This window comes from Micromonospora sp. NPDC048170, from assembly GCF_040652795.1.
GTDB lineage: Bacteria > Actinomycetota > Actinomycetes > Mycobacteriales > Micromonosporaceae > Micromonospora.
The window spans coordinates 227,682-239,629 of record NZ_JBEZMR010000007.1; the positions used below are offsets into that span (position 1 = coordinate 227,682).

Consider the following 11,948-nt stretch of genomic DNA (forward strand, 5'->3'; position numbering starts at 1 on the left):
CCCGGAGAGGGGGTTGAAATGGATCAGGGAATTCTCTCCACGGTCGGCAACACGCCTCTGGTACGACTGGACCGGTTGTTTCCCGAGTTTCCCGCCCGGGCGTACGCGAAACTCGAACTGTTCAATCCGGGTGGGAGCATCAAGGACCGGGCGGCGCTGAACATGCTGCGCGGGAAGATCGAATCCGGTGAACTGGCACCGGGCCGTTCCGTGGTGGTGGAGTCCAGCTCCGGCAACCTTGCCATCGGCCTGGCCCAGATCTGCGCGTACTTCGGTATCCGGTTCATCTGCGTGGTGGACCCGAAGACCACCCGGCAGAACCTGGCGGTGCTGGCCGCGTACCAGGCCGAGATCGACATGATCGAGCACCCGGACCCGGTGACCGGCGAGTACCTCGCGGTCCGGCGGCGCCGGGTGCGCGAGCTGGTCGAGACCGTGCCCGGAGCCTACCGCCCGGACCAGTACACGAACCCGCTCAACGCCCTCGCCCAGCGGCAGACCATGGCCGAGATCATGACCGAGCTGGACGGCCGGGTCGACTACCTGTTCTGCTCCACCGGCACCTGCGGCACGCTGGTCGGCTGCGCCGACTACCTGCGCGAGGGTGGGCACCAGACCCGGATCGTCGCGGTCGACGCGGTCGGCAGCGCGATCTTCGGTCACCCGCCCGCGCCCCGGCTGATCCCCGGGCACGGCGCCTCGGTCGTGCCACCGCTGGCCGCCAACGCCAGGCCCGACGAGGTGCTGCACGTGTCCGACCTGGACTGCGTGGTCGGGTGCCGGTTGCTGGCCACGCGGGAGGCCATCCTCGCCGGCGGGTCGTCCGGGGCGACGGTGGCCGCGCTGCGCCGCCGGATCGCGGGCCTCCCCGCCGGGAGCACCAGCGTCCTGATCTTCCCGGACAACGGGGACCGCTATCTCGACACCATCTACTCCGATCGCTGGGTGACCGAACAGTTCGGCGAGGTCAGCCACCTGTGGAAGGGCGACAAATGCTGATCATCGGCCATGCCGTGGTCCGGGACGTGCTCGACGGCGACGAGGCGCGGGTCATCGACATCGTCCGACAGGCGTACCTCCTGCACGAGCAGGGCCGCACGAGCGTGCCCCACTCGGTCTTCCTGCGCTTCCCCGACAACGCCCGCAACCGGATCATCGGACTGCCCGCGTACCTGGGCGCCGACCCGCCGGCCGCCGGCATGAAGTGGATCTCCTCGTTCCCGGCGAACATCGACCGGGGCCTGGACCGGGCCAGCGCCGCCATCGTGCTCAACTCGCTCGCCACCGGCCAGCCCGACGCGGTGATCGAGGGATCGGTCATCTCCGCGGCGCGGACCGCGGCCGGCGCGGCCCTCGCCGCGCAGCTGCTGGCCGCCGACCGCCGCCCCGACGGCCTGGCGCTGATCGGCTGCGGGCTGATCAACCAGCAGGTGCTGCGCTTCCTGACCGTGGCCCTGGCGCCGCCGGCCTCGCTCGTGCTGTACGACTCGGACCCGCGGCGGGCCGAGGCGTTCGCCGGGCGGGCGGCGGCCCTGCTGCCGGCCACGACGATCAGCGTGGCGGAGAGCGCCGAGGAGGCCCTGGCCGCCCACCGGCTGGTCTCGATCGCCACCACCGCCAGCGACCCGCACCTGGAGCTGACCGCCTGCCAGCCGGAGAGCGTGGTGCTGCACCTGTCGTTGCGCGACCTGTACCCCCGGGCGGTCCTGTCGGCCCGCAACGTCGTCGACGACCCCGACCACGTGTGCCGCGAGCGCACCTCGCTGCACCTCGCCGAGCAGCTGACCGGCGGCCGGGACTTCATCCACACCACCATCGGCCGGCTGGCCGGCGGTGCGGCGCTGCCCGCCGCCGAAGTTCCCGGCCCGGTGGTGGTCTCGCCGTTCGGGCTGGGCGTGCTGGACATCGCGCTGGCCCAACACGTCCGCGACACGGCGGCCCGGCAGGGCCTCGGCGTGCGGATCGACGACTTCACACCCGTGCCGGCCGCCGCCGTGGCGACCGCGGAACCCACGAGGGAGAAACCATGAGCGACGACGACCGCAGCTACCTGGTGGTGCTCAACGACGAGGAGCAGTACTCGATCTGGTGGAGCGACCGGGCCCTGCCGGCCGGCTGGCGGGCCGAGGGCACCGAGGGCACCAAGGATCACTGCCTCAGCCGGATCAACGAGCTCTGGACCGACATGCGGCCGAAGAGCCTGCGCCTGCGGATGGACGGCGCGTCCGTCTGACGGGCCCGCCGGAGGTGTGACTCCGGCCGTCCGCGCTCAAACCCCACCCCGGAGGAGCACCGATGAGCACCCCTCTGTCCACCCTGCCGGCCGCCGGAGCGGGCGCGGTCGATCCGGTCGTCCTGCCCGGACTGATCGCCCGTCAGGCCGCGGCGACGCCCGACGCGACCGCGGTGCTCGCCGGCGACGTACGGGTCGACTACGCCGAGCTCGACCGCCGCGCCAACCAGCTCGCCCGGTACCTGGTCGGGCTCGGCGTCGGCCCGGAGTCGACGGTCGGCGTGTACCTGCGCCGGGGGGTCGACCTCGTGGTCGCGCTGCTCGGGGTGTGGCGGGCCGGTGGCGCGTACCTGCCGCTGGACCCGGGGCACCCGGTGGACCGGCGACGGTGGATCGTCGCCGACACGGGGGTGGACGTGGTGCTCACCCAGGCCGACCTGCTCGACGACAGCCTGGCCGGGCCGTCGCACGTGGTCTGCCTGGACGCCGACCGGTCCCGGATCGAGGCCGGGCCGGACACCGCGCCGCCGGTGCGGATCGACCCCGACAACGCCGCGTACGTCATCTACACCTCCGGCTCCACCGGCCGGCCGAAGGGCGTGGTCGTCACCCACCGGGGCATCGGGAACCGGGTGGCCTGGACGGTCCGGCAGCACGGCCTGTCGGCGGCGGACCGGGTGTTGCAGAAGACCGCGGTGAGTTTCGACGCCGCCGGCTGGGAGTTCTTCGCCCCGCTGATCTGCGGGGCAACGGTGGCGCTCGCGCCGGACGGCGCCGAACGCGACCCCGCCGCGCTGGTGGCGGCGGTCATCCGGTCCGGGGCGACCGTGCTCCAGGGCGTCCCGTCGGTGCTGCAACTGGTGACGGAGGAGCCGGAGTGGCCGCGGTGCACCTCGCTGCGGCTGGTCTTCTCCGCGGGCGAGCCGCTGCACGCCGAGCTGTGCCAGCGGCTGGCGGCGGTGCCCGGGGTGCGGGTGTGGAACACGTACGGGCCGACCGAGTGCGCCATCGACGTCACCGCCCAGCAGGTCGACCTCGACCAGCGCACCGGCCCGGTGCCGATCGGCCGGCCGCTGGAGAACCTCCGCCTCCAGGTGCTCGACGCGAACCGGCGACCGGTGCCGATCGGCGTGGTCGGTGATCTCTACGTCGGTGGGGCGGGGCTCGGCCGCGGGTACGTCAACCGGCCCGACCTGACCGCCGAGCGGTTCGTGCCGGACGAGTACGGTCCGGCCGGCGCGCGGCTCTACCGCACCGGCGACCAGGTCCGGTGGCGCTCGGACCGGAGCCTGGAGTTCGTCGGCCGCGCCGACGACCAACTCAAGATCAACGGAGTGCGGATCGAGCCGGGCGAGGTGGAGGCCGCACTGGCCGCCCACCCCGACGTCCGGCGGGCGGTGGTCGTCGGCTTCGCCGAGCCCGCCGGCCGCCCCCGGCTGGCCGCGTACGTCTCCAGCCGGCGCCCACTGACCACCGCGGAGCTGCGCTCCTTCCTGACCGACCGGCTGCCCGACGCCCTGGTGCCGGCGGTGTTCGTCCCGGTGGCGGAGTTCCCGCTCACCACCGGCGGCAAGGTCGACCGGGCCGCGTTGCCGCCCGTCGAGAGCATCGACGGACCGGTCTACGTGGCCCCGCGCACGGACGCCGAACGCCTGGTCGCCCGGCTCTGGCAGGAGCTGCTCGACGTCGACCGGGTGGGGGCGCACGACGACCTCTTCCAGCTCGGCGGGTCGTCGCTGGTGACCATCCGGATCGCCAGCCGCCTCGCCGCCGAGTCCGGCGTGCGCATCGAGCTCAGGGAACTGCTCACCGCGAGCACCGTCGAGGCGCAGGCCGCCCTGCTCACCGGCGGGGCCCCCGCGACGTCGCCGGTGGTCCCGACGCCCCGCACCGGGGCGCTGCCGCTCTCCCCGGCCCAGCGGCGGCTGTGGCTGCTGGACCAGCTGCACCCGGGCAGCCCCGAGTGGGTGGTGCCGCTCTACCTCCGGCTGCCCGGATCGCTGGCGCCCGACACCGTACGGGCGGCGCTGACCGCGCTCGAAGCCCGGCACGAGGCGCTGCGCACCCGCTACCTGACCCGGGACAGCGAGCCGCAGCAGCGGATCGACCCGCCCGGCCCGATCGACTTCACCGTCCGCGACGCGACCGAGGTCCCGCTCGTCGACCTCGTCGACGCCCAGCTCGGCCAGGGCTTCGACCTGCGTACCGGGCCGCTGTGGCGGGCCACCCTGGTCACCTCGGCCGGGGCGGACCACCTGCTGCTGGTGGCGCTGCACCACATCGCCTCCGACGCCACCACCGCCGGGGTCCTGGAGCGTGACCTGCGGGAACTCTGTGCGGCCCTCGCCGCCGGCCGGGAGCCCGACCTGCCGGAGCTGACGGTGCACTACGCCGACTTCGCGGCCTGGCAGCACCGGCAGCTCACCGACGAGCGGGTCGAGCGGGAACTCGGCTTCTGGCGCGAGCAACTGGCCGGGGTGCCCGAGCTGACCCTCCCGCTGGACCGGCCGCGGCCGGCCGAGCGCGATCCGCACGGCGCGCACGTCGAGTTCGAGGTACCGGCGGAGCTGGCGGAGAAGCTGACCGCGGTGGGCCGGCGCTGCTCGGCGACCCCGTTCATGACCATGCTGGCGGGCTTCGCCACGCTGCTGGCCCGCTACAGCGGACAGTGGGACGTCGCGGTCGGCGCGCCCACCTCCGGGCGACGGCCGGCGGAGACGGAGCAGATCGCCGGCGTCTTCCTCAACCCCGTGGTGGTGCGCTGCACCCTGGACCCGTCCGCCCCCTTCGAGGAGGCCCTGCGGGCGGTCCGGTCCCGCACCCTGGCCGCCCTGGCCCACCAGGACCTGCCCTTCGAGCGGGTGGTCAACGACCTCGTCGACGTCCGGGACCTCTCCCGCACCCCGCTCTACCAGGTGATGCTCAACGCCCAGGAGGGTGGCATCACCGGCCAGTCCACCGACGACCCGGCCCTGCTCGACGCCCTGCGCCGGGCGGCCCGGATCGCCAAGACCGACCTCACCATGCACGTCTGGCCCCGCCCGGACGGCACGCTGGCCGGCAGCCTGGAGTACGCCACGGCCCTGTTCGACGAGCGGACCGTCCGGCGGATGGCCGACCACTTCGTCCGGCTGCTCGCTGCGGCGGTGGCTGCGCCGCAGACCCCGCTCGACGATCTCGACCTGCTCGCGCCGGCCGAGCGGCACCAGCTCCTGCACGAGGTCCACGGGCCCACCGTGCCCCGCTCCGCCGCGACCGTCTGCGACCTCTTCGAGGCCCAGCGGCACCGTACGCCGGACGCGGTGGCACTGCGGCACGGCGACCTCACCACGACGTACGCGGCGCTGGACGACCGGGCCAACCAGTTCGCCCACCACCTGCGGCACTCCGGCGTGAACCGGGGCGCGGTGGTGGCCGTGCTGCTGGACCGGGGCGTCGACCTGGTCGCGGCGATCCTCGGCACCTGGAAGGCGGGGGCGGCCGTGCTGCCGCTCGACCCGTCCTACCCGGCCGAGCGGATCGGGCACATGCTCGCCACCGCCGGCGTGAAGCTGGGCGTCACCCAGGCGGCGTACGCCCCGCGGTTCACCGTGCCGACCCTGCACGTCGACACCCACCGGCTGATGATCTGTGCCGGCCCCGCCGGCCGGCCGGACCGGGACACCGACCCGCTGGAGACGGCCTACGTGCTGTTCACCTCCGGATCGACCGGCCGCCCCAAGGGTGTGGCGCTGCCGCACCGCGCGGTGTCCAACTTCCTCGCCTGCGCCGTCGAGACCGAGGCCCTGGGCGACCGGGGAGCGCGGGCCGGGCAGGGCGACGGCGCACCGCTGTTCACCACCATCGCCTTCGACCTGTCCATCCCCAACCTGTTCAGCCCGTTGGTGTCGGGCCAGGCGGTGACCCTGCTGCCCGCCGCCCTCGACGTCGCCGAGCTGGGCGCGCTGCTCGTCAAGGCCGGCCCGTTCGACCGGTTCATCATGACCCCGCCGCACCTGGAACTGCTCACCGAGCAGCTCGACGACGAGCAGGCCACCCAACTCTCCGGGCTGATCTGGACGGCGGGGGCGGCACTGCACGGGGACCTCGCCAACCGCTGGCTGGACCGGCTCGGGCCGGGCGGCCTCACCAACAGCTACGGGCCGACCGAGACCACCGTGATCATGACGGCCCACCCGGTCGTCACGCCGCAGACCACCGACATCGTGCCGATCGGCCGCGCGATGGCCAACACCACCGTCCGGGTGCTCGACGACGGGCAGCGCCTGCTGCCCGTCGGCGTGGTCGGTGAGCTGTACATCGGCGGGGACTGCCTGGCCACCGGCTACGCCGGTCGACCGGATCTCACCGCCGAGAAGTTCGTGCCCGATCCGTACGGGCCGCCGGGCAGCCGGCTGTACCGCAGCGGGGACCTGGTCCGGATGCGCCCGGACGGGGTGATGGACTTCGTCGGCCGGGCCGACGACCAGGTCAAGGTACGCGGCTACCGGATCGAACTCGGCGAGATCCGTGCGGTCGTCGAGGAACACCCCGGGGTGGACCGGTGCGTGGTCATCGTCCACGAGGACCGGCTGGTCGCGTTCCACCGGGGCGAGGCACCCGACCTGGCCGCGCACTGCGCCCGGCTGCTGCCCGACTACATGACGCCGAGCCTGCTCGTACCGGTGTCCGAGATTCCACTCAACGCGAACGGCAAGGTGGACCGGGCGGCGCTGCTCGGCCTGCTCTCCCGCGCCGTGTCGACGGGTGCCGCCGGCGCCGAGGACGCCCTCGTGGCGCCCCGCACGATCGTCGAGGAACGCCTCTGCGCGATCTGGAGCGACCTGCTGGGTGTGCCCGTCGGCGTACGACACAACTTCTTCGCCATGGGCGGACACTCCGTGCTGGCGGGCCGGCTGGTCGCCGGCCTCCAGGAGGAGTTCGACCTCGACGTGTCGCTGCGGCTCGTCTTCGAGCACCCGACCGTCGAGGCGATGGCGGGTGCGGTGGAGGACCTCATCCGGGCCGAGGTGGACGCACTCTCCGACGCCGAGCTGACCGAAGACCTGCGCCAGACCAAGGAGCACCAGGCATGACCTCGACCGCGAACCAGCCGAACCTGCGCGAGTCGCTCGTCCAACGACGGCTGGCGGGCAGGGCCGCCGGCCGTCGCAGCGCGATCCCGGCCGCAGACCGCTCGGGTGACCTGCCGCTCTCCTTCGGCCAGCAGCAGATGTGGTTCCTCAACCAGATGGACACCACCAGCCCGGAGTACCTGGTCTCCGCGGCACTGCGCCTGCGCGGGCCGCTGGACCGGGCCGCGCTGACCCGGGCGTGGGACGCCCTGATCGCCCGGCACGAGATCCTGCGCACCCGGTACGAGCTGGCCGACCTGACGCCGGTGCAGGTCATCGACGAGCCCCGCCCGCAGGAGCTGCCGCTGGTCGACCTGGCCGACGTGCCGCAGGCCGAGCGGGACGACCGGGCCGCCACGCTGATGGCCGACCTGGCCGCCACCGGCTTCGACCTGGCCGCCGAGTGGCCGGTGCGGGCGACGCTGCTGCGACTGGGACCCGCCGAGCACCTCCTGGTGCTGGTGATCCACCACATCGCCTGCGACGCGCCCTCCACGACGGTGCTCCTCGGCGACCTGGCCGAGCTGTACGGCGCGTTCGTCCAGGGCGAGCGGTCGTCGCTGACGCCGCCGGCCGTGCAGTTCGCCGACTTCGCGGCCTGGCAGCGCGACCGGCTGCGCGGCGAGCTGCTGGAGCGGCACCTGGAGCACTGGCGCGACCGGCTCGCCGGCATCGCCCCGCTGGAGCTGCCGGCCGACCGGCCCCGGCCCCGGGTGCGCGACTGGCGGGGCGCGTCGGTCCCGTTCGCGCTTCCCGCCGACGTCTCCGCCGCGCTGCGCGACATCGCCCGCGGCGCCGAGACCACCCTCTTCGTCACCCTGCTGACCGCCTTCCAGGCGCTGCTGTCGCGCTACACCGGTCGCACCGACATCCCCGTGGGCAGCGTGACGTCGGTGCGTGACCGCGCCGAGCTGCGCAACCTGGTCGGGTACGGGATCGACAACCTGGTCCTGCGGGGCAGCTGGACGGGGAACCCCGCCTTCGCCGACCTGCTGCGCTCCACCCGCGCCACCGTGCGGGACGCCTTCGCGCACGCCGACGTGCCCTTCGCGCTGCTGGTCGACGAGTTCGAACCGGAGCGGGACCTGTCCCGCACGCCGCTCTACCAGGTCGCCTTCACGCTGGGCGATGACACGCCCACCGGCACCTGGCCGGCCGGCCTCACCGCCGAGACGCTCTGGCTGCCCACCCGGGTCGCCAAGGTCGACCTGCAACTGCACGTCGTCGAGGGAGCCGACAGCGAGCTGCGCGGGCACCTGGAGTACGCCACCGCGCTGTTCGACCCGGCCACCGTACGGCGGATGGCCGACCACCTGGGCCGGCTGCTGCACCACGTCGCCGCCGACCCGGACGCCCGGATCTCCGAGCTGCGCATCCTCGACGACGCTGAGCTGGCGGCGGCGACCCCCGCCCCGGCCCGCCCCGCCGCGGGGGTGACCCGGCCGGTGCACGGGGTCTTCGCCGCCACCGCCGCCGCCCACCCCGGCGCGACCGCCGTCGTGGACGGTGCGCGGCGTCTCACGTACGCCGAACTGGACGCCACCGCGAACCGGCTGGCGCACCACCTGCGGGCCCTCGGCGCAGGCCCGGAGCGGCTCGTCGCGGTCTGCCTGGACCGCAGCGCGGAGCTGGTCTGCACCCTGCTGGGCGTGCTCAAGTCCGGGTCGGCGTACCTGCCGGTGGAGCCCGGCGTCCCGGCCGACCGGGTCGACTTCATGCTGGCCGACGCCGGCGCGCGGATCGTGGTGACCACCGAGGCCCACCGGGCGCGGTTCGCCGACTTCGACGGCGTCGTGGTGGTGCTGGACGACCCCGCGCACGCCGGGGAGATCGCCGGGCGCCCCGGCACCGACCCGGGCGTCGCCGTCGACCCCGAGAACCTCATCTACGTCATCTACACCTCCGGGTCGACCGGCCGCCCCAAGGGCGTCTTCCTGACCCACGCCAACGTGCTGCGCCTGATGACCGTGGCGCAGGACGACCTGAACTTCGGCCCCGCCGACGTGTGGCCGCTGTTCCACTCGTACGCCTTCGACGTGTCGGTGTGGGAGCTGTGGGGCGCGTTGCTGCACGGCGGCCGGCTGGTCGTGGTGCCCCGCGAGGTCACCCGTTCCCCCGGTGACCTGCTCGACCTGCTGGTCGAGGAGCAGGTCACCGTGCTCAACCAGACCCCGACGGCGTTCCGTGGCCTGGTGGGCCTGGCCCGCGACGGCGACCCCCGCATCGACCGGCTCGCGCTGCGCGCGGTCATCTTCGCAGGGGAGAAGCTGGAGTACGGCGACCTCGGCCCCTGGGTGGCCCGTCGGGGGCTGGCCGCGCCCCGGCTGCTCAACCTCTACGGGATCACCGAGATCACGGTGCACGCCACCTACTACGAGGTGGGCCCGGACGACCTGGCCGGCGCCGCCGCCAACCCGATCGGCGTCCCGCTGGCCGACCTGAGCATCCACCTGCTCGACCCGTACGGCAACCCGGTGCCGGTCGGCGTCACCGGCGAGATCCACGTCGGCGGCCCCGGCGTGGCCCGGGGCTACCTGAACCGGCCCGAGCTGACCGCCCAGCGCTTCGTGCCCGACCCGTTCGGCCCCGCCGGCGCCCGGCTGTACCGCAGCGGCGACCTGGCCCGCCGGCGCGCCGACGGCAGCCTGGAGTTCGTCGGCCGGATCGACGACCAGGTGAAGATCCGCGGCTACCGGGTCGAGCTGGGCGAGATCGAGGCCGCCATCTCGGCCCTGCCCGGGGTCCGGGAGGCCGTGGTCGTCGTCCGCGAGGACACCCCCGGCGACCGGCGGCTGGTGGCGTACTCGGTCGTCGACGAGCAGGTGGAGCTGCCCCGGCCGGGACAGGTGCGCGCGGCGCTGGCCCGCACCCTGCCCGAGTACATGATCCCGTCGGCGTTCGTCCCGCTGGCCCGGCTGCCGTTGACCGTCAACGGCAAGCTCGACAAGCGGGCGCTGCCGGCGCCCGACCGCGCCGTGACCGCCACCGACCGGCCCTACCTGGCGCCGCGTACCGAGGTGGAGGAGCGGCTCGCCGCCATCTGGGCCGAGCTGCTCGGCCTGGAGCGCGTCGGCGTGGAGGACGGCTTCTTCGACGTCGGCGGCGACTCGATCCGCGCCGTGGCGCTCGCCGGGGCCATCCGGGCCGCCGGCCTCGACGTGCAGGTACGCGACCTCTTCGAGCGCCGCAGCATCGCCGAGCTGGCGGAGTTCCTCACCGGCCGCCCCGCGCCGGCCGCCCCGGAGCCGGCCGTCGCCCCGTTCGCGCTGATCGGCGAGGCCGACCGGGCCGCGCTGCCCGACGGCGTCGTCGACGCGTACCCGTGCACGCAGGTGCAGCTCGGGATGCTGGCGGAGATGCTCGCCGACGAGCGCAGCCACTACCTCAACGCCACCACCTACCGCATTCCCGACCGGGGCGAGTTCTCGTTCGACGCGTTCCGGGAGGCCGCCGCGCTGCTGGTGCGACGCCACGAGGTGCTACGCACGTCCTTCGACCTGACCGGCTACTCGGTGCCGATGCAGCTCGTGCACGCCACCGCGGAGATGCCGGTCGGCATGGACCTGGCGCGGGCCGACGACCGGGCCGGCCTGGAGCGGGAGCTGCGCGACTTCATCGCCGCCGAGCGGGCCGACATGTTCGACCTCGGCCAGCCGGCGCTGTTCCGGCTGCACGCGCGGGTCTGCGCGGACGGCAGCTGGTGGCTCACCCTCACCGAGTGCCACCCGATCATGGACGGCTGGAGCTACCACTCGCTGATGATGGAGCTGGTCGGCGCGTACCACCGGATCCGCGACGGGCTGCCGGTCGAGCCGCGCCCCGTCCCGCCGGTGCGGTTCGCCGACGCGGTCGCCGCCGAGCTGCGGTCGACCGGAGACGGGGCGGACCGCGACTTCTGGCACGCCAGGGTCGCCGGCCGGGACCGGTTCGTGCTGCCCGAGGGCTGGGGCGACCCGACCGCCGACGAGGGCGCACAGTACGACCACTGGGTGCCGCTGCACGACCTGGAGCCCGGCCTGCGGGCGCTGGCCCGCCAGACCGGGGTGCCGTTCAAGTCGGTGATGCTGGCGGCGCACCTGAAGGTGCTGAGCCAGCTCACCGGGTCGGAGTCCTTCTTCAGCGGGCTGGTCTCCAACATCCGCCCGGAGGTCGCCGGCGCGGACCGGGTCTACGGCATGCACCTGAACACGGTGCCGTTCGTGCACGACGCCTCCGCGCGGACCTGGCGGGAGCTGATCCAGTCGACGTTCGCCGGGGAGCTGGAGCTGTGGCCGCACCGCCGGTACCCGCTGCCGATGCTCCAGCGGGAGGTCGGCGACGGCACCCGGATGCTTGACGTCCGCTTCAGCTTCCACGACTTCCACCAGATCGACTCCGACGAGATCGACTACGCCGACTCCATCGACGACAGCCCGAACGAGTTCCCGCTCGGCGTGATCAGCCGGCTCGGCTTCATCACGCTGGAGGCCAACCTGCGCCACCTCGACGTGCCGCAGGTCGCCCGCCTCGGTGGCATGTACCGGGCGGTGTTGGAGGCGATGGTCGCCGACGTGGATGGTGACGCGTTGGTGGTGTGTCTGCCGGCGGGTGAGGTGTCGGTG

General features: G+C 73.9%; 5 protein-coding genes. All 5 read left to right on the forward strand.

Annotated features, from left to right (window positions below; translation table 11 throughout):
- Nucleotides 1–18: 18 nt before the first annotated feature.
- A complete protein-coding gene (gene sbnA, locus AB0D32_RS13665; RefSeq protein ID WP_357089058.1) occupies nt 19–999 on the forward strand; it encodes a 2,3-diaminopropionate biosynthesis protein SbnA in 981 nt (326 codons plus the stop codon).
- A complete protein-coding gene (gene sbnB, locus AB0D32_RS13670; protein WP_357089061.1) occupies nt 993–2,030 on the forward strand; it encodes a 2,3-diaminopropionate biosynthesis protein SbnB in 1,038 nt (345 codons plus the stop codon). The genes sbnA and sbnB overlap by 7 nt, the downstream gene beginning before the upstream one ends.
- Entirely contained in the window at nt 2,027–2,233 is a 207-nt protein-coding gene (locus AB0D32_RS13675; RefSeq protein ID WP_357089065.1) for an MbtH family NRPS accessory protein, read from the forward strand. The genes sbnB and AB0D32_RS13675 overlap by 4 nt, the downstream gene beginning before the upstream one ends.
- Before the next feature lie 62 nt (nt 2,234–2,295).
- On the forward strand, nt 2,296–7,308 hold the full coding sequence (locus tag AB0D32_RS13680; RefSeq protein WP_357089067.1) for an amino acid adenylation domain-containing protein: 5,013 nt from the start codon (nt 2,296–2,298) through the stop codon (nt 7,306–7,308).
- Nucleotides 7,305–11,948, forward strand: a 4,644-nt coding sequence (locus AB0D32_RS13685; protein WP_357089069.1) for an amino acid adenylation domain-containing protein, incomplete at its 3' end; no start/stop codon positions are given. The genes AB0D32_RS13680 and AB0D32_RS13685, both read left to right, overlap by 4 nt.

Excerpts from the sequence above, each read along its gene's own strand:
- sbnA (WP_357089058.1), top strand. The coding sequence starts at position 19 with ATGGATCAGGGAATTCTCTCCACGGTCGGCAACACGCCTCTGGTACGA.
- sbnB (WP_357089061.1), top strand. The coding sequence starts at position 993 with ATGCTGATCATCGGCCATGCCGTGGTCCGGGACGTGCTCGACGGCGAC.
- AB0D32_RS13675 (WP_357089065.1), top strand. The coding sequence starts at position 2,027 with ATGAGCGACGACGACCGCAGCTACCTGGTGGTGCTCAACGACGAGGAG.
- AB0D32_RS13680 (WP_357089067.1), top strand. The coding sequence starts at position 2,296 with ATGAGCACCCCTCTGTCCACCCTGCCGGCCGCCGGAGCGGGCGCGGTC.